This is a genomic window from Micromonospora sp. Utrum1, assembly GCF_057197805.1.
On the sequence record NZ_CM170071.1, the window covers coordinates 3,823,803 to 3,849,663 of the forward strand.

Here is a 25,861-nt window from a genome sequence, read left to right on the forward strand (position 1 = left end):
CATCCACAGACGCCGACGCTGCCCGACAGCGGCGGACGGGCTGACCAGGCGTATACGCGGTAAACCCGCCGGCCGCTGCAGCGAACCTCTGCAGAGACTCTGGATCGACTCGCATCTTTGCACTTCGTCATATGGGTTTTGCCTGCTGGAACGCTGATCCCACCAGCGAGTCGGAGTCAGGCGGTGTCCAGGCGACCGCGCTGGTGCAGGACGAACAGCAGCGCGATGGCCGGCACGACGAGCAGGAGCGCTGCGGCGGCGACGAGGGTGAGCGACGCCAGGGTGGCGTCGGGAGCCGCGGCCTCGTCGATGCGTAGGTGGGTGCCCAGTAGGTACGGGTACTGCGCGACGCCCCAGCCGACCACCACCGTGCCGGCCGCGCCGACGGCGAGCGCCTGCAGCAGCCGGGGCGCGGCCCGGTGAAGCAGGGCGATGCTGGCCAGCCCGCATGCCGCGGAGACCAGCACCAGGGGCAGGCCGCGGCCGGTCAGCCCGGAGAACAGACGGCCGGCGTCCGCGTGCAGGATGGCGATGCCCGCCAGCGCCACGGCGCCGGTCGCCACCGCGGTGGCCTGGGCTCGACGGCGGAACCAGCGCTCCAGGCGGGTGTCGGCCTGGGTACGGGCCTCGGCGGTGAGGAACACCGCGGCGACGAACGCGCACACCCCGACCGCGAGCACCCCGCCGAGCAGCGACGTCGGGTTGACCCAGCTGGTCACGGGATTGCCGTGTCCGTCGGCGGGCACTCGCCCGGAGGCGATTCCGCCGGCGACCGTGCCGAGGAAGAACGGTGTGATCACCGACGAGGTGGCGAACGCCGCCCCGGTCGCCCGCTGTTGGTCGGTGTTCACCACCACCTTTCGGAATGCGAACCCGCTGCCCCGGATCACGATGCCCAGCGCGGTGAGGCCCAGCGGGATGTAGAGCGTGGTCATGATCGCGGCGAAGGCGGACGGGAAGCCTGTCCAGAGCATCACCAGGCAGAAGATCAGCCACACGTGGTTGGCCTCCCACACCGGTGCCAACGTGTGGTCGATGAGGTGCCGGGGTGCCTGCCCACGTCGCGCACCACCGGCGGTGAGATCCCAGAAGCCGGCACCGTAGTCCGCGCCGCCGAGCACGGCGTAGGCGGTGACGCCGATGAACAACACGACGGCGGCGAAGGTACTCACGCCTGCCCTCCCGTGGGCGCCGACTCCGAGGACCGGGGCGGGCCGTAGGGCACGTCCGTCTCGGTAGCCCCGCCCTGGTCGCGCCAGCGGCGGCGCAGCAGTCGCAGGACGTACACGGTGGTGGCGCCGACCGCGGCATAGAGCGCGACGGTGGCGGCGAAGAACAGCCACAGGTTGCCGGAGGTGGTGACCGCGTCCCGGGTGAGGAGGTGACCGCGGACCGTCCAGGGCTGCCGGCCGACCTCGGTGACCACCCAGCCCGCCTCCAGCGCCACCACCGCGAGCAGACCGCTGACCGTGGTGGCCCGTAGGAACCATCTGCTGCGCGGCAGGTCGCGCCGGCGCCACCAGGCCAGCGCGTACCAGGCGGAGAGGGCCAGCAGCGCGGAGCCGATGCCGACCATCACGTCGAAGCTGAGGTGGACGATTGTGACCTGCCGGTCCGACGGCCGCAGCTCGGCGGGTATGGCGTCCAGGCCCTGGATGCGGGTGGACGGCGAGTAGCCGGACAGGAGGGAGCCCCCGGAGGGGATCTTGATGCCGCCGTGCGTCTCTCCGTTCGCGTAGTAGCCGCCCAGCACCTCCGGCACGTGGGTGCTCGTGGTCGGGACGGCCTCGATCGCGGCGAACTTCGCCGGCTCGTTTCGGAAGACCTCACGCGCGGCGATGTCGCCGACGAAGACCTGCACCGGGGTGGCCAGCGCCGCGACGGTCAGCGGTATCAGCAGGCCGAGCCGGTGGTAGCGGTCGCGGCGGCCGCGCAGCATCCCGGCCGCGTAGACGCCGGCGATGACGAACCCGGCGACCATGTACGCGGCCAGCAGCATGTGGATGGCCTCGTACCAGAACGCGTCGTTGAAGATCACCTCGAGTGGGCGGACCTCCACGATCTTGCCGTCCCGCATGGTGAATCCGCCCGGCTGGTTCATCCAGGCGTTCGCGGCGACCACCGACAGCGTGCCGCCGATCCCGGAGAGCACCACCGGGACCCCGGTCCAGAAGTGTGGCCATGGGCGCATCCGCCGCCACCCGTAGACGTAGATGGCGACGAAGACCGCTTCCAGGAAGAAGAACAGACCCTCGATCGCGAATGGGATGCCGAACGCCGCGCCGTAGTTGCCCATCAGTCGCGGCCAGAGCAGCCCGAGCTCGAACGACAGCACCGTGCCGGAGACGGCGCCGACGGCGAACAGCACCGCCGCCACCTGTGACCAGCGCCGGGCCAGCAGCAACGCAGTCTCGTCGTTCCGGCGGATGCCGCGGGCGTTCGCGATCAGCATCAGGAATGTGAAGGCCACCCCGAACGGCACCAGGATGATGTGGAAGCCGAGCGTGAAGGCCATCTGCTCGCGCGCCGGCAGCAGCTGCGCCGGATCGGCGAGCACGAGGCTGGCGCCGAGGGGCACCAGTGAAAGGCCAGGCATGGCGTGTGCTACCCGTTGACGACGGCCGGAAACCTACCGAAAGAGTGAGGATTAGGAAAATTCATACAGCTACGTCGACTGGCTCTTCGGGCCGCCCGCCCTCACGCCCGAGCGGTTATCACCAGCCACCACCGCAGCCACACGTCAGTCGGCCGCGAACCACCCGTCACCCGTGTCAGCAATGGTGCTGCGCGATGCAGTGAGGCTTTCCAAGCTGATCTTGCAGCTCAGGGCAGGTACAGGCTGGCCGCACATCGATGATGACGAGGCTCCAGGTAAGACAGCAGTTGACCAAAACCCGATGCCCCGACCGGGAGCCTCGCCTGTGCTGTCTTACCCGTCCACGATCACGTTGTCCGGCCGGACCCTGAACCACCTCGCCGGCCGCATCCGCAGCCACCGTAAGCAGCATCGATCTCGCTGGCGGCGCCTCGATGCGGGACGGCAGGCATTGCTTGCTCTCGCTCATCTGCGTAACGGCGATACCTACACCCGCCTCGCCGCCGGCTTCGAGGTCGGCGTGGCCACCGCCTGGCGGTACGTGCAGGAAGCGATCGCGCTGCTCGCGGCGGCCGCCGACGACCTGGCCACCGCGATGCAGCAGATCCGGCGGCTGGCGTACGCGATCCTGGACGGCACGCTGATCCCGATCGACCGCATTGCCGATCAGAAGCCGTACTACTCCGGCAAGCACAAGCGGCACGGAGTGAACGTGCAGGTCATCGCCGACGCGGCGGGCCGGCTGATATGGGCCTCGCCGGCATTGCCAGGCTCGGTGCACGACCTGATTGCAGCCCGCACCCACGGCATCATCGAAGCGCTGACCAGCGCAGACGTAATGACCTTCGCGGACAAGGGCTACCAAGGTGCCCCGCGGCAGCGTGCGGACCCCGTTCAAGCGGCGCCGTTATCGGCCGAAGCTGTCACGTCGGCAGAAGGCCGTGAACCGGGCGCACGCGAAGATCCGCGCCCGCGGCGAACGGGCGATCGCCACCCTCAAGACTTGGAAGATCCTCGCCAAGCTGCGCTGCTGCCCACGCCGCGCCACCGCGATCGTGCAAGCCATCCACGTACTGCACCACGTCGAAGCCAACCGCTACCCAGGATGAAGAAGGGCTCATTGTCGACGTAGTCCTGCCTCACCTCTGCCACGCCAGTTACGCAGGTCTTCGGCGCCGGATGACTGCGACGCCGGTTGCTTCAGCGCACGGCCACAGGTCCAGGTGGTAGTCGAAGTGCGGACCCGGTTCGATCGAATACGCCAGTGTCGGCGCTGCGGGCGGGCCCGACGGCAGGTGCGAGACTCGGATCCGGTACTGCCCGGCCGGGATCTCGACACGGTGCTGCGGCCCAGGAAGCTCCATGCATCCGAAGACGTGTACGACGCCGCTCGGCACGGTGAGATCCGCCTCCACGACGTGCTCGGCATCAGCCAGCAACGGCGGGCAGGCGTGGTGCACCTGCAGGGCCGTCTCGACGTGGTCGCTACGGGCCGTGCCGATCGCGATCGAACATGGGCCGTCCAGGCCGATGCGCCATACCTCGACCGCCTCGTCCGACCAGGCCTCCGGCCAGTCGTAGTCCTCGTCTTCCTCGGCCGCGACCTGCCCATCGACATCCTGGACGTAAAACTGGGCATGATCGGCGAAAACGACAGCACGGCGTACCTGATCCACCGCCGAAGCCTATTCGGACCAGGCACGCTGTTGCCCACCGCACCACCTTGATCGTGCGGGCCATCCTCGTTCTGCGCCCCACAGGAGCCAAGCGCTGTGCAGGATGAAAATGGCTCAGTTAAGGGACGTCTCGTAACTGGGTGAAGGCGTTGCCCGACGCCGGACCGGTGGTCAGCCAGCGAGGATGATGTTGTGGAGGTTGGCGATGCCGGAAGTGGCGTCGGCCAATGTGTGGGCGGCGCGGCGGTAGTCGCGCAGGATCTTGAAGCACTTCATCCTGGCCAGGGCGTGTTCGACCCCTGCTCGGACCCTGCGGTGTTCGACGTTCAGGGCTTCCTTCCAGTCCGGGAGGTCGCTGCCGTCGGCGGGCTTGCGGTACGGCATGATCACCTCGGGGTTGCCGCGGTAGCCGCCGTCGGCCATCACCGGGCGCCCGTCCAGTTTCTGGTCGATGCCGCTGGTGCGGTAGACGATGGTGTCGTTGCGGTTGCCGGGTTGTGGGTCGCCGATGGCGATGACCAGGCGGGTGCTGGCGTCGATGGCGACCTGCAGGTTCGCCGAGTAGCGGTAGTTTTTGCTCCGGGCGGCCAGGCGGTGATCGCGGGTGGGGATCAGGGTGCCGTCGACGATGGCGATTTGCTCGACTGGCCGTTTGCGCACCGGCGCGAGGGCCAGTAGCGGCGCAAGGGTGTCGATGACCCGGTGCGCTGCGGAGTGCGACACCCCGAACAGCGGGCCGATCTGGCGCATCGTCAGGTTCGTGCGCCAGTAGGTGGCCACCAGCAGCACCCGGTCGGCGAGGTCCAGGGCCCACTGCCGGCCCGGCCGGCCGTCGGCGATGGCGTCACCGCCACGCTCGGCGACCAGCCGGACCAGCTTGCGGAACTGGGCGGGCTGCAGCCCGGTGAACGGGAAGATCCACTCAGGGTGGGTTGCGGTGATCACCTGCACCCGGGCATCCTGCCCGATCATCCTCAAGAGACGGACGCCAGGGTTACGAGACATCCCTTAGTCCGCGACGTGGATGACGATCTTGCCGCGGCGTTTGGCCGTCTCGAGCGCCTCGTAACCTGAGCGCGTCTCAGTGAGGGGCAGTACGCGGTCCAGCACCGGCCTCAACCGGCCGTTGTCGACGAGTTCGGCGATGGAACGCAACGCGTCGTGGTCGGGCTCGACGATGAAGTACACGCCGCGGACGCCGTGCCGGGCTGCTTCCTGCTGGTCGGGTGGAGTGACGAGGGTGACCAGGACACCGCCGGGTTTCAGGACCGACCAGGACCGCGACTGCGTGGCTCCTCCGACAAGATCAACGACGACGTCCACGTCGCGAACGTGATCCTCGAAGCGGTCGTGCGCATAGTCGATGACCTGCTCGGCGCCCAGACCCTTGACGAATTCCAGGTCGGCCGCCGCAGCCGTGGCGCTGACGCGAGCACCGAGACCGGCCGCGAGTTGCACCACGTAGCTCCCCACGCCGCCGGCGCCGCCCTGCACCAGCACGTGCTGGCCGGCCTGCAGGTCGGCGTGGTCCACCAGTGCCTGCCAGGCACTCAGCGCAGCCAGTGGTAGCGCTGCTGCGTGGTCATGGTCAATGGTGGCGGGTTTGGCCGCCACGACGGCCGCGGGCAGGGCGATGTACTCGGCGGCCGCGCCATCGCGGGTGAAAGGGATCAACCCGTAGACTGCCTGACCCTCGGCGAGGCTCTCCACCCCCGCGCCGCACGCCGCGACGACGCCGGAGAACTCGTGCGACGGGATGATCGGGGTGCGCTCGGGTCCTGTCCCGTCCGAGGTGTGGGTCCAGGTTTGCGGCCAGGTGAGCTCGGTGGGTGTCATGGAAGCAGCCTTCACGGCCACCAACACCTCACCAGGCCCCGGCTCGGGCCGCGGCGCCTCTTCGTACACGAGTTGCTCCGGCCCGCCCCTGGTGTGCGCTCTCACGGCGTGCATCGTGCTCATCCGACGACTGCTCCTTCCCGGCCGCATCCTGGCCAGCCCGCCGCCTCCGGTGGGGCTGGGAACCAGGCTGACTCCCGCATTATCTGGCGGTTCGGCAGCAGCGAGGCCGAACTTCCGTAACCCCTTGCCCCTCGGCGCAGTAAGCGCGTTGGATCGGGCAAGCTGCTCACCTGTCCCGGCGGCGCTGTACCCGCAAGACGAACGCGCCCGTGGCGCCGGCTACGCCCTGCCGCAGTTCGGCCTCGGCGGCCACCAGCACGAGCTGGGTCTGATCGACCGCCGCTACGCCGGCGCCATGCCGGGCAGCGCGGATCTGTACCGGCACGTGGACGACCTGGCCCGCGCCGTGTGGGCGCTGCTGGCCGCCGGGGCGCGCGAGCACCAGCCGATCAACGAGCGCGTCCCGGATAAGGGCCGCGCCAGTCGCCGCTTCTTGATGCCTGACGTCGGATATTTCTCAAACTTCTTTGAGTTGTCTCGGCCGAACGAGATTGGCGACGATCCCTGAGTGGATTACTTTGCCACGCTACGTTGGTAACTCAAGGATGATCAGTTTGCTGTCAATCGAGCAGTGCCCGCAGGAACACCCGTTCGTCCTCCGGGACATATGAGGCGTAGTAGTCGTAGAGATTCTGGCGGGCGATCCGTGCCGCCGCGGTGCCGTCGCCAGCTCGTACCGCCTCAAGCACCTCGGCGTGATGGGCGATGCTCTCCTCCATCTGCGCGGTGCGGTCGAGCGCATGCACGATCTTCTCCGCGATGAGGGTGAGCGCCACCGACCGCACCACCTGATTGCAGACCTGGAGCAGTCGATTGCCACTGGCTCTCGCGACGGCGTCGTGGAACGCCACATCGGCCCGGCTGAACTCCTCGTATCCGAGGGACACGCTGTCGCGCATCACCTTCAGCGCTGTGTCCATCTCGCCGAGCTGCTCCTCGGTGCGCAACTGGGCAGCGAGCAGGTTGGCGGTCGCATCCAGCAACATGCGGAACTGGATGAGCTCGGTGAGGGTCAGCTCGGAGAGTCGGGCCAGAGTGGTCATCGACTTCTGCAGGGTGGCCGGGGAGGAGGGCATGATCTCCGCACCCGCCGGGTCGCCGGCCCGGGAGCGGACCATGCCGTTGCTCTGGAGGACCCGCAGCGCTTCGCGCACGGTCGCGCGGCTGACCGAAAACTGCTGGACCAGGTCGCGCTCGGACGGCAGTCGTTCGCCCGGGCGCAGGTCACCGCGGAGGATTGCCTCCTCGATCTGCTGCACGATCCGTTCGTACGCCCGCACGGGCTGGACCGGCTGAAATCGCGGCCGTTGGGCCACTGGCTACCCCTCGTTCTCAAAGTCTGCAGAAGCGCTCGCGACGCAGCGGGATCGCGGTGGTGGGGCGAAGCGATCCGACCAGATACGGCCGTCTGCCCGGAATGGTAACGCCCCACGGCGCTCGGCCGGCGCGACGGTCCGGTCACGCCGGCCGATTCCGCGAAGTGTCGTTCTCCGGGTCGGGATTAACTCCTGGTGGCTGCTCGGCGTCGGATCAACAAAGCGCCGGCCAGCCCGCCGAGCCCGACCAAGGCCAGCCCTCCGTTGACGAGCAGGGGGGAGGGGCCGTTGCCGCCGGGAGAGGCGGCGCTGCTGAACGAAACCGGATGCCGCGATTCGTCGGCCTTCTTCTCCTCGGCTACCGGGGCGCTCGACTGGGCGGCCGGCCCGGTGGCCGACGAGCCGCCGACCGGCGGGGCGCCGTCGGAAACCTTCGCGCTGGCGGCGGCCAGCGACTCGGCCGTGACCTCCGGCGCCTCGCCGCGCTGGTCCGCCGGCAGCGAGGTGACCTTCTTGCACGCCGAGGGGTACCGGTCGCAGTAGCTCAGTGCCGTCCCGACGGTGGTGGCGTTGAGAATCGCGTGCCCGACCGCCCGGGTCAGGGTATCGGCGGCCGCGTTGAAGATGCGGTTGAGCTGGCCGCCGTCGGCGTTGACGCGCAACGGGGTGCCGTCGCCGGTCGAGATCGCGAAGACCGTGTCGCCGTCGCTCAGCGTGTGGATCGGGTTGATCGCCCGGGCCAGGCCGTCGTGCGCGTTGGTGGCCATCCGGGCGGCGGCGGCCTTCTCCAGCGGCGCGTTGGTCGCGACCACCGCGATCGTGGTGTTCATCGACGGTTCCTCCGCCTTGGCGCCGGACGCGCCGGGCGGGTTGCACTCCTGCTTCTTCGGCGTCTCCAGGCCGCGGAACTCGCCGGCCACCTCGTACCGGGCGGCGAGCAGCGAGCAGTCCCGCGGGTCCACCGGGGACCCGACCGAGTTCACTACGACGATGGCGCCGACGACGACGCCGTTGTCGAGGACCATACTGGCCGTGCCGACACCGCCCTTCAGCCCACCCGAGCGGGCCCCGGTGCCGCCGCCGACCACACCCTGCGCGACGGCGCTCGCCTTGGCGTTGTCGGCTGCGAGCCAGCCCCAGCCGGGGGTGGTACGGGCTCGGAAGTTGCCGCCCCGGCCGAGATCGAAGATGTCGGCGGCCGGCACGATCGGAGCGACTCCGTTGCCGACCTTGACTCCCTCGCCGCGCTCCTCGAGCCAGCGGATGACGCCGTCGGCGGCGGACAGCCCATACATGCTGCTCCCGCCGAGCATGACCGCGTTGACGCCGGGGTTGGAGTTGAGCGGATCGAGCAGGTCGGTCTCCTTGGTGGCCGGCGCGCCGCCTTCCTGGTCGACGCCGGTCACGGACATGCGGGGGGTGTAGACGACGGTGCTGCCGGTGAGGTACGGGGCTCGGGTGGACTGGACCTGGCCGACCTGGATGCCTGGGACGTCGGTGATCGCGTTGTACTTGCCGGGCAGGCCGGGGGTGTCCGCCGCCGCGGCGGGACCCGGAATGCCGACGGTGGCGACCGAGAACATCAGCGCCCCGGCGAGCAGTGCGGCGGACCGCGAAGCCATGGATGTCATGAGATCCCCTCTGTGTGGAGTGGTGTCGGATCCGCTGCGGTGTCCGCATCGGTGGACCCCGGTTCCAGCGAAGACCGTGGGGTTGAGCTCTTGACCTTTCCTGCGGGCGAGTGAGAGCGTGGGGTCCACTGAGGCTACTGGTCAGACCAGGCAAGGTAAAGAGCGTCTGCATAGATCCGCATAGATCCGCATAGAACGGAGAGCTCGACGTGCAGGATCTCCGCGTGGCAGTGATTCCCGGCGACGGCGTGGGCCCCGAGGTCGTCTCGGCGAGCCTTCCCGTGCTCCGTGCGGCCGCCGCGCGCGCCGGCAGCATGCTGGACGTTGTCGAGCTCGACTGGGGCGGTGACCGGTATCTGCGTACCGGCCGAGCGATGCCGGCGGACGCCGTCGACGTGCTCCGCGAGTTTCCCGCGGTGCTGTTCGGGGCGGTCGGCCGGCCGGACGTGCCCGACCACGAGCTGATCTGGGGCCTGATCATCGGGGTGCGGCAGGCTCTGGACCTCGCGGTCAACGTCCGGCCCGTTCAATCCTGGGCCGGCGTGACGACTGTGCTGCGCGAGCCGGAGGGGATCGACCTCGTCATCGTCCGGGAGAACACCGAGGGGGAGTACGCGGGCATCGGCGGTCGCGCGCACACCGCCACTCCGCACGAGGTCGGCATCGAGGTGGCGGTCCACTCGCGGCCAGCTATCCTGCGAGCCGCCCGGTACGCCTTCGATCTGGCACGGACCCGGCGGGGCAGGGTGAGCCTGGTGACGAAGTCGAACGTGCTCCGCCACGGCTATACGCTCTGGGACTCCGTCGTCGCCGAGGTGGCGGCGGAGAACCCTGACGTCGAGTGCGAGAACGTGCTGGTCGACGCAATGGCCGTCCGGCTCGTCCAACAGCCCCGCGAACTCGACGTACTGCTGTGCAGCAACCTGTTCGGCGACATCCTCTCCGACCTCGCGGCCGTGCTCGTCGGCGGGATGGGCATGGCGCCGAGCGCGAATCTGCTGCCCGGCGGCGATGTGCCGGCGCTCTTCGAGCCAGTGCACGGTTCGGCCCCGGACATCGCCGGGCGTGGCGTGGCCAACCCGGTCGCGTGCATGCTGTCGGGAGCCATGCTCTTCGACCACGTCGGCCTGCCGGTGGCCGGGCGAATCGTGCGCGATGCGGTCGCGACTGCGCTGCGCGATCCTTCCCTGCACACCCCCGATCTCGGTGGCATCGCCACCACGAAGGAAGTCGCGGCGGAGATCCTGGCCGTCGTGGAGACCAGCACCGCACCGTGATCACGTCCCACCCGTCCGTTCGCCAGCCGGACCGGCCCCGCCCGGCCCCCGCACCAGGAGAAAAGCCGTGACACGACCGCTCGCCCGGCTCGTGACGGTGACCGCGACCGTTACGCTCGCGATCGCCGCCGCGGGATGCTCATCGGGAACTTCGGGAGACTCCGCCACCACCTCGAGTCTGTCGGTCGGCTTCGTCGCCGAGCCGGCCAACCTCGACTTCACCAGCACCGACGGCGCCGCGATCCCGCAGGCGCTGCTCATCAACGTCTACGAGGGCCTGGTCAAACTCGACCAGGACGGCAAGGTCGTGCCGTTGCTCGCCGAGTCGTGGGAGGTCAGCTCCGACCGCAAGACCTACACGTTCCACCTGCGCGACAATGTCACCTTCACCAACGGCAAGAAGTTCACCGCCGACGACGTCGTGTTCAGCATCAACCGCGTCAAGACCGACTGGAAGGTCTCGCTGAAGTCGGCGATGGACGTCGTGGCCAACGTGGAGAAGAAGGACGACACCACGGCGGTCGTCACCCTGGCCAAGCCGAGCAACTCCTGGCTGTACAAGATGACCACCCGGATCGGCGCCATGTTCAGCCGCGACGGGGTCGCCGACCTGGCCAACAAGCCGGTCGGCACCGGCCCCTACAAGCTGGATTCCTGGCGTCGCGGCGACGCGATCACCTACTCGGCCAACGAGAACTACTGGGGCACGAAGCCGAAGGTGGGCAAGGTCGTGCTCAAGTACTTCAAGGACGCCACGGCCTTGAACAACGCGCTGCTGACCGGCGGCATCGACGTCATCTCCGCCGTCCAGGCCCCCGAGTCGATCCAGCAGTTCTCCGACACCTCGAAGTACGAGGTCATCGAGGGCACGACGACCGGCGAGGTGGTGCTCTCGTTCAACAACTCGAAGGCTCCGCTCAACGACAAGCGGGTCCGCCAGGCGATCCGGTATGCCATCGACCACAAGGCGCTGCTGGACACCGCCTGGGCCGGGCGGGGCCAGCTCATCGGCACCATGGTGCCGCCGACCGACCCCTGGTATGAGGACCTGACCAACCTGTACCCGCACGACCCGGCGAAGGCCAAGGAACTGCTGACCCAGGCCGGACAGAGCAACCTCAAGCTGCGGATGCGCATCCCCAACCTGCCCTATGCCGTGGCGTCGGCCCAGGTGGTCAAGTCGCAGCTCGCCGCGGTGGGGATCACCGTGGACATCGAACCGCTGGAGTTTCCCGCCCGGTGGCTGGACGTCGTGTTCAAGCAGGCCGACTACGACATGTCGATCATCAACCACGTCGAACCGCGCGACATCACCGCCGTCTTCGGCAACAAGGACTACTACCTGCGCTACAACAACCCTCAGGTGCAGGAGCTGTTCGCCAAGGCCGACGCCGGCACGGAGGACGAGCAGGTCGCCGCGATGAAGGAGGCCGCGCGGATCATCTCGGAGGACGCCGCCGGTGACTTCCTCTTCCTCTTCCCCAACCTCATCGTGGCGAAGAAGGGCACGACCGGTCTGCCGAAGAACCTGGTGTCCGAGTCCTTCGAGCTCAGCGTGCTGTCTCCGTCCGAGGCCTGACCCGATGGGCCTGTACCTGCTGGTCCGCGCGGCGGTGCTCGTCGTGAGCACCGCCGTCGCCTCGGTCGTCGTCTTCGCGGTCATGGCGGTGCTTCCCGGCGACCCGGCCGAGGTCGCGCTGGGTGTCAACGCCACGGCGGAGGCGGTGGCGGCCAAACGGACCGAGTTCGGCACGGACCGGCCCCTGACCACCCAGTTCCTGGACTGGGTGTCGGGCCTACCCGCCGGTGACTTCGGCGTCTCCTACGTCACCACGGACCGTATCGGTCCGCAGATCGTGGATCGGCTGGGCGTGACGCTCTGGCTGGTGCTGTTCGGGATGCTGATGGCCATCGTGGTGGCGGTGCCGCTCGGCACCGCCGCCGCGGTACGCCACCGCAGCGTCGGCGGGCTGCTCCTGTCCGGGCTCAGCCAGGTCGGCGTGGCCGTGCCGGCGTTCCTCGCCGGCATCCTGTTGGTGTACCTGTTCGCCGTCACCTGGCAGGCACTTCCGTCGGGTGGCTACACCCCGCTGGGGGAGGACCCCGCCACCTGGCTCCGGCAACTGCTGCTGCCGTCCCTCTCTCTCGGCCTGGTGCAGGGCGCGGTACTCAGCCGGTACGTCCGATCCGCGGTGCTCGACGTCATGCGGGAGGACTACATCCGTACCGCCCGCGCCAAGGGACTCGGGCTCTACCGGGCGCTGTGGAAGCACGGCGCGCGCAACGCCGCGATCCCCGTGGTCACCGTGCTCGGCCTGCAGCTGGCCACGCTGCTGATCGGGGCCGTCGTGGTGGAGCGGGTCTTCACCCTGCCCGGCCTGGGCAGTCTCCTGCTCGACGGTGTCGCCAACCGCGACCTGCTGCTCGTGCAGGGCACCGTCATGGTGCTCGTCGTCGCCGTACTCGGCATCAACTTCGTGGTCGACGTCCTGTACGCCCTGCTCGACCCGAGACTGCGGGGGGTCCGATGACCGCACTCGACAACCTTCCTGCCCCCACGGACCGCGAATACCGCCGATGGCGCCGTGTCAACGCCAGCATCATGGTCGGCGGCACTCTGGTGGCACTGGTGGTGCTGGCAGCGCTGACCTCGTTCGTCTGGACGCCGCACGACGCCGTGCACGTCGACGCGGCGCACCGGCTGGCGCCCGCGTTCAGCGACGGTTTTCTCCTCGGCACGGACAAGTTCGGCCGGGACGTGGCGAGCCAGCTGATGGTGGGTGCCCGTACGACGCTCTTCGTCGGGATCGTGGCGGTGGGCGTCGCCGCGGTAATCGGCACCCCGCTCGGCGTCCTCGCCGGCATGGCTGGTGGCTGGCTCAGCGAGGTGGTCATGCGGGCCAACGACCTGCTCTTCGCGTTCCCCGCGCTGCTGCTCGCGATCATGCTCGGCGCGGTCTTCGGCGCGAGCACCCTCACCGCCATGATCGCGATCGGGGTCGCGACGATCCCGGCGTTCGCCCGCGTCGCCCGCGGCCAGACCCTCGGCGTCATGCACACCGAGTACATCCTCGCCGCCCGCGCCGCCGGGCGCTCCCGGCTCGCGATCGCACTGCGCCACGTGCTGCCGAACATCGCCAGCATCCTCATCGTCCAGGCGTCGGTGTCGTTCGCCATCGCCATCCTGGCCGAGGCCGCGCTCTCGTTCCTGGGCTTCGGCACCCGACCACCCACCCCCTCCTGGGGCCGCATGCTCCAGGAGTCGCAGGAACTCCTGTTCTCGACGCCCCGCCTGGCGTTCGTGCCCGGCATCGCCATCGCCCTCGCCGTACTCGGCTTCAACCTGCTCGGCGACGGGCTGCGCGACTGGCTGGACCCCAAGCTGCGGGAGCACCGATGACGGCCGCGGCGCGGGCATCCAGCAGCGGGACCGCGACGGACGCCGTGCTGGCGGTCGACGACCTCGGCATCCGGGTAGGTCCGGTTCCCCTCGTGGAGGACGTCTCGCTCACCATCGGCAGCGGCGAGCGGGTGGGATTGATCGGTGAGTCCGGGTCCGGCAAGTCCCTGACCGCGCTGGCGCTGATGGGCCTGCTGCCCGAGGGCCTGCGGGCCACCGGATCGATCCGCCTGCGCGGAATGCCCGAGAACCTGCTGCGGACCGGTGAGCGCCGGCTCGCGAAGGTCCGTGGCAGGACTGTGTCCATGGTGTTCCAGGAACCGATGACCGCGTTGAATCCGGTGATGCGCATCGGCGACCAGGTCGCGGAAGTGATGCTGCTGCACCGGACGCGGCAGAGCCGGGCCGAGGCGGTCGCGGCGGCGGTCGAGCTGCTCGACAGGGTGCGGCTGCCGGACCCGAGGGCGACCGCCCGGGCCTTCCCGCATCAGCTCTCCGGCGGCCAGCGCCAGCGTGTGATGCTCGCGATCGCGCTGGCCAACGACCCGAGGCTGCTGATCTGCGACGAACCCACGACGGCCCTGGACGTCACGGTGCAGGCGCAGATGCTCGACCTGATCCTGGAGCTGGCCGCCGAGCGGGACACCGCGCTGCTCTTCATCACCCACGACCTGGCTGTCGTGGCCACGGTCTGCCAGCGCGTCCTGGTCATGTACGGGGGCCGGGTGGTGGAGACCGGCGACGTGTACGACGTGTTCACAGCGCCCCGGCACCGCTACACCGAAGGGCTGATCGCCGCCTCCGACCTGACCGTCGTCGACGAGCGTGGGCGTCTGCGGACGATTCCCGGGGCCGTGCCCAACGGCGGCGAGTTCCCGGACGGTTGCGTCTTCCGCACCCGATGCGGTCGGGCGACCGATCGGTGCGAGCGGGCGCCGGAGTGGTCCGGTACCCCCGCGCGGGGGTACGCCTGCTGGCACCCGGTGGGGGAGAACCGATGACCGAGACTCCGCAGATCGGTACGCCCGTGCCCGCCTCCGTCACCGCTGACGCGGTGCCGGTGACCGGGAGCATGGGACGGGACCTGGTGATCACCGCCCGGCAGGTGACCCGCCGCTACCGGCGTCCCCGCCGCTCGCTGACCCGGCCCGGCCCGGCGGTCGAGGCGCTCCGCGGGGTCGACCTCGACATCGCGTACGGGCAGCGGCTCGGCATCGTGGGCGAGTCGGGCTCGGGCAAGTCGACCCTCATCCGGCTCCTCGCCGGGCTGGACCGCCCGACCTCCGGCTCCATCAGCTTCGCCGGGCGGGACATCACCCGGCTGACGGACCGGTCTCTGAAGTTCCTTCGCCGTGACCTGCAGATGGTCTTCCAGGACCCGATGAGCTCGCTCGACCCCAGGATGACCGTCCGTGACATCGTCAGCGAGCCCCTCGTGTCGCTCGGCCACCCGAACCCCAGGGCCCGGGTAGCGGAACTGCTCGACGCCGTCGGGCTCCCGGCGGCAGCCGCCAATCGATACCCGCACCAGTTCTCCGGTGGCCAGCGACAGCGGATTTCGATCGCCCGGGCTCTCTCCCCGCATCCGAAGGTCCTGGTCGCCGACGAGCCGGTCAGCGCCCTCGACGTCTCGGTCCGGGCGCAGATCCTCAACCTGCTGATGGACCTCGTCGACGAGTTCTCGCTGACGCTGGTCTTCGTCTCCCACGACCTGTCGGTCGTCCGGCACCTGTGCGACACGGTCGTCGTGATGCACGAGGGCGAAATCGTCGAACGCGGCCCCACCACCGCCATCTACGAGCGCCCGACCCACCCCTACACCCAGGCGCTGCTCGCCGCTGCGCCCACGCTGCGCCAGGCCCTCGCGGCCCACGCGGCGGACAGAGACCGGAAGGAGCCGCAGCAACGATGAGCGTCTCGGCCCAGGTTGACACCATCCGCGTCGACGAGGAGGGCGTGGTCGCCTTCACCCAGGCTCTGGTACGCATCCCCAGCGTCAACGACCCCGCCAGCGGCCGGTCCGAACAACCGGCCGCCGACCTCGTCGCCGCCAAGATGCGCGAGTTCGGCTGGGACCCCGTCGTCTCCGAGCCCGCGCCCGGCCGCCCCAATGTGGTGGCCGTCGTCGAGGGCGGTGGTGGCGACGGGCCGACCCTCATGTTCGAAGGGCACACCGACGTCGTCACCGAGGGTGCTCTCGACACCTGGACCGTCGACCCGTACGGGGCGGAGATCCGCGACGGACGGCTCTACGGCCGTGGCTCCGCGGACATGAAGGCGGGTGTGGCGGCCATGCTGTACGCCGTCCGCGCCCTGCAGCTGGCCGGGCCGTTCCCTGGCCGGATCAAGGTGTGCGCTCTCGCCGACGAGGAAGGGCTGATGCTCGGCGTCCATCACTTCGTGGACTCCGGGCTCGCCGCGGACGTCGACGCGGCGATCGTGTGCGAACCCGAGGCCGGCGAGATTTGCCCGGTGTCCAAGGGGGCGATCCGGTTCCGGGTGGACTTCCACGGTCGGATGGCGCACGGCGCCATGCCGCAGCACGCCCGCAACCCCATCCGTACAGCCGGGGCCTTCGTGCTGAAACTGACCGAGCTGGAGCGGGAACTCCAGTCTCGGCACGGCGCGCATCCCCACCTCGGCCTGCCGTACGTCACCCCGACGGTGGCCACCGCGGGTGACCTCGACCAGATCAACGTGATCCCCGCGTACGCGACCGTTGCAATCGACGTCCGCACCGTGCCCGGAGTGGACCACCCGTCCCTGGTCGAGCGGGTCCGCGGCATCGCCACGGCGCTGGGGGCGGACGAGGAGGTGCGCGCCGAGGTCGCGGTCCTGGTCGACCGGCCGCCGGTGGACACGCCCGTCGACGCCCCGGTGGTCGCCGCACTCGCCGAGGCGCACACCGTCGTGACGGGTGAGGAGCCGATGTACGGGGGAGTGCCGGGCACCACCGACGGCACGATCCTCACCGCCCGCGGCGGCGTGCCGAGTGTCGTCTACGGGCCCGGCGGCAAGTGGATCGCCCATCAGGCCGACGAGTACGTCGAGCTCGCCGACATCGTCCGATCCACCAGGGTCTACGCCGAGGCGGCCCGCCGGTTCCTGAACGCGCCCCGCCCGGTCGGTGGGCGGTGACCGCCCCGATGCGACCTGGGCCGAGCAACACCCTGACCGACGTCGCCGGTGTCCGGGTCGGTCACCATCAGCGGATCGGTGACGGCTGGCTCACCGGGACGACGGTGGTGGTCGCGCCGCCCGGCGGGGCGGTCGCCGGCGTCGACGTCCGTGGCGGCGGCCCCGGCACTCACGAGACCGACGTGCTCGACCCGCGAAACCTGGTCGACCGAGTGCACGCGATCGTGCTCGGCGGCGGCAGCGCGTACGGGCTGGCCGCTGTCGCCGGTGTGATGGACCGCCTGGCGGATGCCGGGATCGGCTTCCCCGTCGGCACCGAGCCGGGGCAGGTGGTGCCGATCGTTCCCGCCGCGGTCCTGTTCGACCTGGGTCGCGGCGGCGACTTCCGCGCCACACCCGGCCCGGAGTTCGGGGCCGCCGCCTACGACGCCGCGACCGACGGGCCGGTCGCCCTCGGCACCGTCGGGGCGGGCACCGGTGCGGTGGCCGGCGGCATCAAGGGCGGTGTCGGCTCGGCCAGCGTGGTCGTGGATGGCGTGACCGTCGGCGCGCTGGCCGTGGTGAACGCCGTCGGCTCGACCGTCGACCCCGCCACCGGCGAGCTGTACGGAGCACGGTTCGGCCTGGCCGGCGAGTTCGAGGGCACGCGCCCGCCCGACCAGCGGGAGCGTGCCGCCGCCCTGGAGGCCGCCGAAGCGCCCACGGCGGCCGGCCGTGGCGTCGGCGCGTCGTTCCACACGACGATCGGTGTCCTGGCGACCGACGGGACGCTCACCAAGGCCCAGTGCCAGAAGCTGGCGGGCATCGGGCACGACGGCATGGCCCGCGCCATCCGACCGGTCCACTCGATGTTCGACGGCGACACCGTCTTCGCCCTGGCGACCTGCGCCGGTCCGGGCCTCGACCCGGTGGCGTTCAACGCGGTGCTCGCCGCGGCCGCGGACGCGTTCGCCCGGGCGGTGGTCCACGGCATCCTCGCGGCGGGCAGCGCCGGGGGATACCGCGCGTACGCCGACGTTTTTCCCAGCGCCGTTCAAGGATGGAGGCGATGATGAGCCTGTCCGAGGCACCGTTCCCGGCCGGCCTGCCGGTCGGCGGTGGTTGGGTCCCGGCGCCGACCGCGCCCGTGCGCTTCCCGTACGACGGGTCGGGGGTCGCCGAGGCACCGCTCGGCGACGCCGAGCTGGCGCGCACCGCGCTGGACGTCGCGGTGGCCAGTGCCGACACGGTGGCGCGGCTTCCCTCGCACGTTCGCCGGGCCGCGCTGCTGCACACCCGCGACGCGCTCGCCGCCCGGCGCGAGGAGTTCGAGCGACTGCTGGTGCTGGAGACCGGAAAGCCGCTGGTCGACTGCCGGACGGAGGTGGCCCGTACCCTCGTGACGCTGGAGAGCGCGGCCGAGGAGGTCGCCCGGCTGCACGGTGAGACGGTGCCGCTGGACCTGCTGCCGTCCGGCGAGGGACTGATCGGTTTTTGGACGCGCCGGCCGATCGGCGTGGTCGTCGGCATCGCCGGGTTCAACTATCCCCTGCTGCTCGCCACCCACAAGATCGCGCCGGCGCTCGCTGCCGGCTGCCCGGTGGTGTGCAAGCCCGCGCCGCAGACGCCGCTTGCCACGCTCTGGCTGGTGCACCTGCTGCGCGAGGCGGGCGGGGCGGTGGGGCTGCCGCCGGAGGCGGTGCAGCTCGTCACCGGCGGCGTGGACGTGGGGGAGATGCTGGTGACCGACCGGCGGGTGGGCGCAGTGTCGTTCACCGGGTCGGCCGCCGTGGGACACACCATCGCCCGGGCGGCCGCACCGACCAAGGTCCTGCTCGAACTCGGGTCCAACGCCGCCCTGGTGGTGGCCGCCGACGCGGACCTGGCCGCCGCCGCCGACGCCGTGGTACGCGGTGGCTACTACGCCTCCGGCCAGGCGTGCATCTCCGTGCAGCGGGTGCTGGTGGAGGCGCCGGTCGCCGAGGAGTTCCTCGGACTGCTGACCGATCGGGTCTCCGCCGTGACCGTGGGCGACCCGCGTGACGAGGCGACCCGGGTCGCGGCGCTGATCGACGCGCGGTCGACCCGGCGGGTCCAAGACTGGATCGGCGACGCCGTCTCGGCGGGCGCGAAGGTCGTGGCGGGCGGTGACGTCGACGGGCGGATGCTCCGGCCGACCGTCCTCGCCGACGTGCCGGACGGCCTGGCCGCGTGGGACGAGGAGATCTTCGGCCCGGTGGTGTGCGTACGCGCGGTCCCCGACATCGACAGCGCGTTCGACTTGGTCAACCGATCGAGGTACGGCCTGCACGCGAGCGTCTACACCCGGTCGCTGGCGACCGCCTTCGCCGCGGTCGAGCGGCTGCAGGTGGGCGGGGTCGTGGTGAACGAGGTGCCGGGATTCCGCGCCGACAACATGCCCTACGGCGGGGTCAAGGACTCCGGCATCGGCCGGGAAGGCCCTCGTTTCGCGGTGGAGGAACTCACCGTGACCCGGATGGCGATCATCCGGCCGGCCTGAACCCCCTGTCGACGTCATGGGCGCGCATCACGCGGCCTGTCCATGAGCAACTGCTGCAGAGGATGAGGAGTGAGCCATGCCCGCGTATGAAAAGCTGTTTCGGCTCGACGGTCGAAGGGCCGTGGTGGTCGGCGCCGGCAGCGGCATCGGCCGCGAGTGCGCCCGGGCGCTGACGGCGCACGGTGCCGAGGTCATCTGCGCCGATCGCGACGCTGAATCCGCCGCCCTCACCGCCCAGATGGCCGACGGCTCCCCGTACGTTCTGGATGTTCTGGATGCTTCGGCGGTGTCCCTGGCCGCGGCTGAACTGGGCGATGTGGACATCTTGGTCTTCACCGCCGCCACGAATGTCCGTAAGCGTCTGCTGGACTACACGCAGGAGGAGTTCGACCGGGTCGTCGGGCTCAACCTTGCAGCCTCCTTCGCGCTGGTTCGCGCCTTCGGCGCAGGGATGGCGGAGCGAGGTAGGGGCAGCATCATCGGCTTTTCCTCCATCCGCGCCTACACCGTGGAACCGGGTCAGGGCGTCTACGCGGCGACAAAGTCTGGTCTGGTGCAGCTGCTGAGGACCGCCGCCGCCGAACTTGGGCCGCGCGGTGTCCGGGTCAACGCGGTCGCCCCCGGCGTCGTGGAGACGCCCCTCACGGCACAGATCAAGGCCAATCCGGAGTGGTACGACGCTTACGCCGCCAAGAGCGCGCTCGGGCGCTGGGCACGACCGGAGGAGATGGCGGGTGCGGTGGTCTATCTCGCCGGCGACGCCGCGAGTTTCGTCACCGGCACCTGCCTGATCGTGGACGGCGGGTGGACCGCGGTCGACGGCCGTTTCGAGCCGCCCAACTGAGCCTGCTGACGCGCCAGCGATGCACTCGCCATGACCGAGGCAGTGTGTGCACCCGCTTCCCGTGTAGCGGAGTGCAGCCGGTCCAACGGGCGGCGCGGGGCGGGGCGGCATGATCGCGCGGCGGGAGGTGGCTGTCCCGCGGCCGAGGCGGCGTACGAAGCGCGACGATCTCCGGCCACCTGGCTGCGGCAACGTGTCACCGAAGGACCCAGTTCCCGCGCCGCCGCGGTGCGATGGCGGGAACTGCGGGTCAGGTTCGGCCGGGTGGCGGGGTGAGACTGCACGGACGGACTCAGACATGCAGGGTGGGGCGGTAGATGAGTTCCTGGCTGCGAAGCCTCGACGAAGTGCACCGACAGCAGGTACTGCTTCATGACGCGACACTCCGATGACTCGACGGTGGGATGGTGGCGGGTCAGGCGGCCAGGCGGCGCGCGACAGCGGGGATCACGATCGCGGCCGCGACCAGGTGGGTGAGCATCAGCAGCACCTTGGTGGCCACCCCGGCGTCGGCGATCACGTCCGGCACCAGCGACAGGACCGTCAGCACCACCGTCGTGCGGACGAACGTCCGCCGGGGACGCCGGGCGAAACGGGACAGTAGCGCGGCGATGACCACGCCGATCAGCGAAAACGAAGCGGTCAGCACGCCGAACCCCGCCACCGGGATCGGGGCGCCGGCGATATCGAGGCTGACCCCTGCCGCGTGGCCGGCGGCGGCGACGGCCATGGTGGCGGCGCTCGCGGCAACCGCGGCGACGACGCCGCTCCGGATCATCGCACCGAAGGTCGAAGTGGTGGCGTGGGTCGTGTTCACGGTGGTGGTCATCGTGGCCTCCAGTGGGTGTATGGACCGGCTCGGTACCGGCTCTCACCAGGACGACGAAGAAGACCAACCCCAATCGACAAGCCCGCCAAAACTTTCTCGAAAACTTTCGCTGGTCACCGGGAACAAGATCACGTGCACGTTCTGCCGCTCCCGGTGGACTGGCGTTCATCACCGCTGGTGATGCACGGTGATGTATGACAACCTCTGCTGCTTCCGCTGCCAACGTTGTACCGACTGATCAGCTCGTTCTGCGTGCCGCGGTGTCCGCCTTCTTGGGCCGCTCGCGGCCTTTCGCCATGCACACGGCCCGGGTTCTGTCCGTAGTGGGGCGTGACCAGGCCGTTGATCAAAGCGCCGTTCGACATGGTCGTCTGTCGATCGCCAGTCGTCCATACGGTATGTATGCTTGCTGACCGAGACCTGCCCCTCCAACTCATGCCATCCCACCCGTTCGCCGGGTGACGCTGGTCAGATCGGAGTGACTTGGGCTGCTCACACGCTCAGGACTGTCCCCTCTTCCCCCTGCTCAACGCAAGCTTGAGCGCCTGGCGCAACCACTACTGCGACAGTGCGGAGGGTTGGCGGACATGTGCTCGGTACCAGCTGTACAGGACAGGCCAGCTCGTGCCGATCACGCTCCTGCCCAATGGAGTCGATGCGTTCAAGCCCGTACCTGCGGCAGTACCCAGGTCCACTCAACCGGCGAACGCGCGCCGCCCGTGGACATCAGCAACATCGCGAGAGGTATTGGATGGATCACCGGCTGCGGAAAGCGCAGGTGCTACGGAGCCGACTCCACCGGTAAACCACCCGGATCGCTCAGGCGCGCGAGACAAGGTCAGCGATGCATGGGTGCTTGCCGTCGCCGATGATGCGAAACGCCGCGGCGGTGAACGGCTGCACGTGTGGGTGACGAGCCAGGAGACGCCGTGGGCTGCTCCTTTTCCCATCCCGCAGCCAGGGGAGCCTTCTCACGCCGACGGACCGGTGGGGGTCGCCGTCGCGTGGTTCGAGCCAGCCAGCGCCGCGTGGACGGAGACCCTCACTGGCTCGCGGTGCGAGGCGCAGGTGGAGGCGGCGATCTTGTTGGGCCTGCCGCGCTGGGCATCGGCGACACATCCGGCGAGGGTGGCCACCTGGGGTGTGGGTCTGGGCGCTACGGGTCTCGCGTTGCGTGACCCGACCGGTCATGTATTCGCCTACGGCGTCGCCGAGATACCGTCCACCTGGACGACCGCCGCAAGGGCGCTGGGCGCCGTCGCCGCCGTCTACGGAGTTGGTCCCCTGCAGCAGACAGTGCACCCCGAGCCGCTTCCAGCTCAACGGCTCACCGAGGCGCGACGCGACGGAACCGTCGCCGCCGCATGGGTACCACTGCTCGAGTGACGGGTGGCCAGCGGTAGCACCGCCAGGCGTATGAATCGTCAGGATTCGACGTTTGTGCGTAGGCGCCCGAACCGTACGTGTCGCGGCAGGCGACGTCCATGTCGACCGGAGGACGGGACGTCGGCGCGACAGGCGTCCGATGTCGAGTTCGCGACCGACCTCAGCGCGGACGTCCGGCTGGCCAAGTCGGCGACTATCCCGTCGAACTGTGCGGCCGCCGACGCGCTCGCCTGTTTGACTGCAGCGGACTGCGCTTCCCGGCTGGTCTCACCCACATCGCTTCAACACGTTCGCCGGTCCACAACGACAGCACCCTCGCTGGCCGGAGGCGTAGGGCGCGCCGGTATGGGATCTGCGCGTGCCGCGCGGCGCGAACGCTCGGCGCGCACGGGCAACGGCCGTCCGACCGCGACCAGGCCGTGGTGGGGCGTGACCAGGCCGTTGATCAAAGCGCCGTTCGACATGGTCGCCTGTCGATCGCCAGTCGTCCATACGGTATGTATGCTTGCTGACCGAGACCTGCCCCTCCAACTCATGCCATCCCACCCATTCGCCGGGTGACGCTGGCCAGATCGGAGTGACATGGGCTGCTCACACGCTCAGGACTGCCCCCTCTTCCCCCTGCTCAACGCAAGCTTGAGCGCCTGGCGCAACCACTACTGCCACAGTGCCGAGGGTTGGCTGACGTGCGCTCGGTACGAGCTGTCCCGGACGGGCCAGCTCGTACCGATCACGCTCCTGCCGAATGGAGCCGACGCGATATTGCTGGGGCGCGTACCCGCCGGTGTGGGGTCGGACACGGCACGCCAGGCACCCCCGTCACGGCTCGATCCGGGGTCCTCGCAGCGGTTCGAGCCGGTGCCGGCCCGGGAGCCCAACCCGCTACCGGCACCCGCTCAAGGCTTCAGCCCTGGCTCGTCCGCACCGGGTTCGCACCCCTCCAGAACCCCATCGGCCCCAGCGGCGCCTCGGCGGGTCCGGTGGTGGACCCGACTCGTAGATTGGATTGCAGGTCCCGCATGACTGAATACTGGCCCTGGTGGGCGGGGGCTGTCGGGCTCGCTCTCACCACCATCAACTACGCCGTCACGACCGATCGATCCTTCGGGGTGTCCGGTGCGTGGGACCGCGTGCTGCACTGGCGCGCCGAACGCCGGGTCGAACGCGTGAACGAGCAGTTCGCTGACGAACGTGTCCTCGCCGAGGCTCTCGCCGCGGCCGCCGCCGACCAGTTCGGAGCCGGTTCGGCGGCACCTGCTGCGCCTCCCGCCCCGCACGGCGACGCGCGGGCACCGCGACAGGACGGGCGACCACCTGCCTCCCCGAGCTCCTCACTGGCGAGCCTGCTCCCGGCACCCTTGGTCAGCCAGGTCGCCCTGCTCCTGTCAATCTTCGGCGGCGGGTGGATAGCGGCGGTTACCGCCGGCCGGTTCCAGCTCCGCCTCGACATGGGCGACGCCTTCGGCCAGATCGTGACCGACAAACCGATCGAAATGATTGGCGCGTTGTTCGTCGGCGGTGTACTCGTCGGCTTCGGTACCCGTCTCGCCGGAGGGTGCAGCAGCGGTCACGGGCTCAATGGCTGTGGCCGGCTACAGCCGGTCAGCATCGTCGCGACTGCCGTCTTCTTCGGCACCGGCGTCCTCGTGTCGTTCCTGCTGTGGAAGGTGATCTGATGCGTACCCGGGGCGGGATCACCGTCGCTAACGTCATCGCTGGGCTGGCTCTCGGCTATACCGTCGCGAACATCGGGTTCGGTGACTACGCCGAACTGAACCGCATGTTCACCTTCCAGGATTTGCGCATGTTCCTGGCCTTCGCCGGCGCCGTAGCGATCATCGTCGTGGTATTCGCCGTATTGCGCGTCCGCCGGACCTCAGGTCGCATCCACGCCGGCGTAATCCCCGGCGCAATCTTGTTTGGCACGGGCTGGGCGATCTCGGGTGGCTGCCCGGCGATCCCCATCGTGCAAGTCGCCAGCGGGTACCTCCCCGCCTTGGTCACGATCGCCGGCATAGTCGTCGGCATCCGGCTCTGCCGTTGGGGGAACACGAGGTACTTCCACCTCGACAGCGGATCCTGCGAGCGGTAGCCGAACGCGAGCGACTCGGACGGCACGTCTCCGCGATGGTCAACTTCCGATTTGCCTGACTTGGCTCACGCTTTGCTGAGTTGGGCGTCTGCGGGGCTGTTACCTGGGGTGTTGCGTCGGGAGGCAGCCACTCGTCAGCAGCCGAGCATGCGTGGAAGGCCGCGGTCCGCGAGGCGGTCACCAGGAGTGGCTTGGTCCGGATCAAGCCGAGGTTGGATGCGATGGAGGGCGTATTCGGGTTCCGAAAATGGCGCGGTCCACCGCAAGCGGCAGACGACCAAGTCGATCACTATCGAGGCGACAAGCGCACCGTTCGCAGCAACAAAGTGCGTCGCTGTTGTGGGCTCGCCGGACGATCGGGCTGTATGTCGGCATTCTGATCCTAGTGACGGACGCCGCCGCCAACGGGTACGCCGTTTACGGCCTAACCGGTGCAACCGCGACTGCCCGGATTTCACAGACCATCATCAGCCTCCTCGCGCTGGCTGCAGTGACCACGGCTCCACGCGTCCGCCCTTGGGTGCAGCGCGTCTCGCTGACGAGGGCATGACCGGTACCAAATCAACGTCCGCACATGCCGCTGACCGCGCTGGTCGCAACCGGTAATGCGTCGCTACTCGAGGGTCAGTCCCACCCGACGCCGTATGAAGGCCCTCATAGACTTTCTTGGTGCAGGACGAGGACCGTACGCTGCCGGCCGCGCTGGCCGCAGCTCACGCTGAAGGCTTCTCCACCGACCATGACGGTCACGACTTCGAGCCGTACGACAAGTTCATGTGGTCCGTCGAAACGCTTGAGTGGTGGCAATCCTGGACCGGCAACCCGACCGCCGGCACCGCACCGTTCCGAGTCTTCGGGCAAGACGGGTCTGGCGGCCTGGCTGCCTTCTGGATCCGCGTGCCTGATGCCCCGATCGAGACCCAGCCCATCGTGTTCCTTGGTTCCGAGGGCGAGCTGAACGTGATCGCCAGCAACCTCGGCGACTACCTGTGGCTGCTAGCCAATGGCGTCGGCCCCCTCGAAACCGTCGACGGCATCCACCGCACGACCACGCCCATCCCCCCGCTTACCGCGATCGCACAGCGCTACACCCGCACCGGCGACACGCACCGAGCCACCGCGACGGTGATCGATGCAGCCCAAGCCGAGCTCCGCGCGCTAACAACGCTGGTCGACACGACAGCGCGGTAGTTGCCGGCCGTACCCCGTTCACGGGT

General features: G+C 69.5%; 23 protein-coding genes and 1 pseudogene. 16 read left to right on the plus strand and 8 right to left on the minus strand.

Translation table 11 applies throughout. From position 1 onward, the window contains the following. Nucleotides 1-176: 176 nt before the first annotated feature. The gene (locus tag AC0OLQ_RS18000; RefSeq protein ID WP_484527153.1) at nt 177-1,172 is read right to left on the minus strand and encodes a cytochrome d ubiquinol oxidase subunit II; all 996 of its coding nucleotides are present in this window, start codon (nt 1,170-1,172) and stop codon (nt 177-179) included. Continuing rightward, nucleotides 1,169-2,596, minus strand: a complete 1,428-nt coding sequence (locus tag AC0OLQ_RS18005; RefSeq protein ID WP_484527154.1) for a cytochrome ubiquinol oxidase subunit I — start codon at nt 2,594-2,596, stop codon at nt 1,169-1,171. The genes AC0OLQ_RS18000 and AC0OLQ_RS18005 overlap by 4 nt, the downstream gene beginning before the upstream one ends. Nucleotides 2,597-2,921: 325 nt before the next feature. Between AC0OLQ_RS18005 and AC0OLQ_RS18010 the strand changes: the two are divergent. Continuing rightward, nucleotides 2,922-3,705: pseudogene (locus AC0OLQ_RS18010) on the plus strand (transposase family protein). Between the two features lie 48 nt (nt 3,706-3,753). On the opposite strand, the gene AC0OLQ_RS18015 reads toward AC0OLQ_RS18010, so the two are convergent. From AC0OLQ_RS18015 to AC0OLQ_RS18025, 3 genes are all read right to left on the minus strand, one after another. Beyond that, the gene (locus AC0OLQ_RS18015) at nt 3,754-4,272 is read right to left on the minus strand and encodes a hypothetical protein (protein ID WP_484527155.1); all 519 of its coding nucleotides are present in this window, start codon (nt 4,270-4,272) and stop codon (nt 3,754-3,756) included. Between the two features lie 171 nt (nt 4,273-4,443). Beyond that, on the minus strand, nt 4,444-5,223 hold the full coding sequence (locus AC0OLQ_RS18020; RefSeq protein WP_484532318.1) for a transposase family protein: 780 nt from the start codon (nt 5,221-5,223) through the stop codon (nt 4,444-4,446). A 57-nt stretch (nt 5,224-5,280) separates the two neighbouring features. Beyond that, the gene (locus tag AC0OLQ_RS18025) at nt 5,281-6,231 is read right to left on the minus strand and encodes an NADP-dependent oxidoreductase (protein ID WP_484527156.1); all 951 of its coding nucleotides are present in this window, start codon (nt 6,229-6,231) and stop codon (nt 5,281-5,283) included. Nucleotides 6,232-6,379: 148 nt separating this feature from the next. Between AC0OLQ_RS18025 and AC0OLQ_RS18030 the strand changes: the two genes are divergently transcribed. Next, nucleotides 6,380-6,739, plus strand: a complete 360-nt coding sequence (locus AC0OLQ_RS18030) for a hypothetical protein (protein ID WP_484527157.1) — start codon at nt 6,380-6,382, stop codon at nt 6,737-6,739. Between the two features lie 52 nt (nt 6,740-6,791). On the opposite strand, the gene AC0OLQ_RS18035 is transcribed toward AC0OLQ_RS18030, so the two are convergent. Together AC0OLQ_RS18035 and AC0OLQ_RS18040 are read right to left on the minus strand one after the other, a co-directional pair. Next, nucleotides 6,792-7,490 carry a FadR/GntR family transcriptional regulator gene (locus tag AC0OLQ_RS18035; protein WP_357345283.1) on the minus strand — a complete coding sequence of 233 codons (699 nt, stop codon included), beginning with the start codon at nt 7,488-7,490 and terminating at the stop codon, nt 6,792-6,794. A 242-nt stretch (nt 7,491-7,732) separates the two neighbouring features. Next, nucleotides 7,733-9,169, minus strand: coding sequence for a P1 family peptidase (locus AC0OLQ_RS18040; protein ID WP_484527158.1), 1,437 nt, complete (start codon nt 9,167-9,169; stop codon nt 7,733-7,735). 233 nt (nt 9,170-9,402) lie between these two features. Here AC0OLQ_RS18040 and AC0OLQ_RS18045 point away from each other — a divergent pair, with 233 nt between their 5' ends. The 10 genes from AC0OLQ_RS18045 (at nt 9,403) to AC0OLQ_RS18090 (ending at nt 20,337) form a co-directional block, all read left to right on the plus strand. Further along, the gene (locus AC0OLQ_RS18045) at nt 9,403-10,455 is read left to right on the plus strand and encodes an isocitrate/isopropylmalate dehydrogenase family protein (RefSeq protein WP_484527159.1); all 1,053 of its coding nucleotides are present in this window, start codon (nt 9,403-9,405) and stop codon (nt 10,453-10,455) included. A gap of 67 nt (nt 10,456-10,522) precedes the next feature. After that, the gene (locus tag AC0OLQ_RS18050; RefSeq protein WP_484527160.1) at nt 10,523-12,034 is read left to right on the plus strand and encodes an ABC transporter substrate-binding protein; all 1,512 of its coding nucleotides are present in this window, start codon (nt 10,523-10,525) and stop codon (nt 12,032-12,034) included. A gap of 4 nt (nt 12,035-12,038) precedes the next feature. Next, nucleotides 12,039-12,986: an ABC transporter permease gene (locus AC0OLQ_RS18055; RefSeq protein WP_484527161.1), complete on the plus strand. Its 948-nt coding sequence runs from the start codon at nt 12,039-12,041 to the stop codon at nt 12,984-12,986. After that, complete coding sequence (locus AC0OLQ_RS18060) at nt 12,983-13,855, plus strand: ABC transporter permease (RefSeq protein WP_484527162.1); 873 nt, start codon at nt 12,983-12,985, stop codon at nt 13,853-13,855. The genes AC0OLQ_RS18055 and AC0OLQ_RS18060 overlap by 4 nt, the downstream gene beginning before the upstream one ends. Then, nucleotides 13,852-14,856 carry an ABC transporter ATP-binding protein gene (locus tag AC0OLQ_RS18065; protein ID WP_484527163.1) on the plus strand — a complete coding sequence of 335 codons (1,005 nt, stop codon included), beginning with the start codon at nt 13,852-13,854 and terminating at the stop codon, nt 14,854-14,856. The genes AC0OLQ_RS18060 and AC0OLQ_RS18065 overlap by 4 nt, the downstream gene beginning before the upstream one ends. After that, nucleotides 14,853-15,767 (plus strand): ATP-binding cassette domain-containing protein, encoded by a 915-nt coding sequence (locus AC0OLQ_RS18070; protein ID WP_484527164.1) that lies wholly within the window; start codon nt 14,853-14,855, stop codon nt 15,765-15,767. The genes AC0OLQ_RS18065 and AC0OLQ_RS18070 overlap by 4 nt, the downstream gene beginning before the upstream one ends. Then, the gene (locus AC0OLQ_RS18075; protein ID WP_484527165.1) at nt 15,764-16,993 is read left to right on the plus strand and encodes a M20 family metallopeptidase; all 1,230 of its coding nucleotides are present in this window, start codon (nt 15,764-15,766) and stop codon (nt 16,991-16,993) included. The genes AC0OLQ_RS18070 and AC0OLQ_RS18075 overlap by 4 nt, the downstream gene beginning before the upstream one ends. A gap of 8 nt (nt 16,994-17,001) precedes the next feature. Further along, complete coding sequence (locus AC0OLQ_RS18080) at nt 17,002-18,045, plus strand: P1 family peptidase (protein WP_484527166.1); 1,044 nt, start codon at nt 17,002-17,004, stop codon at nt 18,043-18,045. Continuing rightward, nucleotides 18,042-19,493: an aldehyde dehydrogenase family protein gene (locus AC0OLQ_RS18085; protein ID WP_484527167.1), complete on the plus strand. Its 1,452-nt coding sequence runs from the start codon at nt 18,042-18,044 to the stop codon at nt 19,491-19,493. Before AC0OLQ_RS18080 ends, AC0OLQ_RS18085 begins: the two co-directional genes overlap by 4 nt. A gap of 76 nt (nt 19,494-19,569) precedes the next feature. After that, nucleotides 19,570-20,337, plus strand: a complete 768-nt coding sequence (locus tag AC0OLQ_RS18090; protein WP_484527168.1) for an SDR family NAD(P)-dependent oxidoreductase — start codon at nt 19,570-19,572, stop codon at nt 20,335-20,337. 415 nt (nt 20,338-20,752) lie between these two features. Here the strand turns inward: AC0OLQ_RS18090 and AC0OLQ_RS18095 are convergent, their stop codons facing one another. Further along, complete coding sequence (locus tag AC0OLQ_RS18095; RefSeq protein ID WP_484527169.1) at nt 20,753-21,166, minus strand: DUF6069 family protein; 414 nt, start codon at nt 21,164-21,166, stop codon at nt 20,753-20,755. A gap of 852 nt (nt 21,167-22,018) precedes the next feature. Here AC0OLQ_RS18095 and AC0OLQ_RS18100 point away from each other — a divergent pair. The 4 genes from AC0OLQ_RS18100 (at nt 22,019) to AC0OLQ_RS18115 (ending at nt 25,835) form a co-directional block, all read left to right on the plus strand. Further along, nucleotides 22,019-22,552 (plus strand): hypothetical protein, encoded by a 534-nt coding sequence (locus AC0OLQ_RS18100; RefSeq protein ID WP_484527170.1) that lies wholly within the window; start codon nt 22,019-22,021, stop codon nt 22,550-22,552. 1,019 nt (nt 22,553-23,571) lie between these two features. Beyond that, nucleotides 23,572-24,228, plus strand: a complete 657-nt coding sequence (locus AC0OLQ_RS18105; protein ID WP_484527171.1) for a YeeE/YedE family protein — start codon at nt 23,572-23,574, stop codon at nt 24,226-24,228. Next, entirely contained in the window at nt 24,228-24,644 is a 417-nt protein-coding gene (locus AC0OLQ_RS18110; protein WP_484527172.1) for a YeeE/YedE thiosulfate transporter family protein, read from the plus strand. Before AC0OLQ_RS18105 ends, AC0OLQ_RS18110 begins: the two co-directional genes overlap by 1 nt. A 669-nt stretch (nt 24,645-25,313) precedes the next feature. Next, nucleotides 25,314-25,835, plus strand: a complete 522-nt coding sequence (locus AC0OLQ_RS18115) for an SMI1/KNR4 family protein (RefSeq protein ID WP_484527173.1) — start codon at nt 25,314-25,316, stop codon at nt 25,833-25,835. Nucleotides 25,836-25,861: the final 26 nt, after the last annotated feature.

What these genes read in the sequence shown, in the direction of transcription:
- AC0OLQ_RS18005 (WP_484527154.1), bottom strand. Translation starts at nt 2,596, where the DNA reads ATGCCTGGCCTTTCACTGGTGCCCCTCGGCGCCAGCCTCGTGCTCGCC.
- AC0OLQ_RS18110 (WP_484527172.1), top strand. Translation starts at nt 24,228, where the DNA reads ATGCGTACCCGGGGCGGGATCACCGTCGCTAACGTCATCGCTGGGCTG.
- AC0OLQ_RS18060 (WP_484527162.1), top strand. Translation starts at nt 12,983, where the DNA reads ATGACCGCACTCGACAACCTTCCTGCCCCCACGGACCGCGAATACCGC.
- AC0OLQ_RS18105 (WP_484527171.1), top strand. Translation starts at nt 23,572, where the DNA reads ATGACTGAATACTGGCCCTGGTGGGCGGGGGCTGTCGGGCTCGCTCTC.
- AC0OLQ_RS18055 (WP_484527161.1), top strand. Translation starts at nt 12,039, where the DNA reads ATGGGCCTGTACCTGCTGGTCCGCGCGGCGGTGCTCGTCGTGAGCACC.
- AC0OLQ_RS18040 (WP_484527158.1), bottom strand. Translation starts at nt 9,169, where the DNA reads ATGGCTTCGCGGTCCGCCGCACTGCTCGCCGGGGCGCTGATGTTCTCG.
- AC0OLQ_RS18075 (WP_484527165.1), top strand. Translation starts at nt 15,764, where the DNA reads ATGAGCGTCTCGGCCCAGGTTGACACCATCCGCGTCGACGAGGAGGGC.
- AC0OLQ_RS18095 (WP_484527169.1), bottom strand. Translation starts at nt 21,166, where the DNA reads ATGACCACCACCGTGAACACGACCCACGCCACCACTTCGACCTTCGGT.
- AC0OLQ_RS18085 (WP_484527167.1), top strand. Translation starts at nt 18,042, where the DNA reads ATGATGAGCCTGTCCGAGGCACCGTTCCCGGCCGGCCTGCCGGTCGGC.
- AC0OLQ_RS18065 (WP_484527163.1), top strand. Translation starts at nt 13,852, where the DNA reads ATGACGGCCGCGGCGCGGGCATCCAGCAGCGGGACCGCGACGGACGCC.
- AC0OLQ_RS18080 (WP_484527166.1), top strand. Translation starts at nt 17,002, where the DNA reads ATGCGACCTGGGCCGAGCAACACCCTGACCGACGTCGCCGGTGTCCGG.
- AC0OLQ_RS18025 (WP_484527156.1), bottom strand. Translation starts at nt 6,231, where the DNA reads ATGAGCACGATGCACGCCGTGAGAGCGCACACCAGGGGCGGGCCGGAG.
- AC0OLQ_RS18070 (WP_484527164.1), top strand. Translation starts at nt 14,853, where the DNA reads ATGACCGAGACTCCGCAGATCGGTACGCCCGTGCCCGCCTCCGTCACC.
- AC0OLQ_RS18090 (WP_484527168.1), top strand. Translation starts at nt 19,570, where the DNA reads ATGCCCGCGTATGAAAAGCTGTTTCGGCTCGACGGTCGAAGGGCCGTG.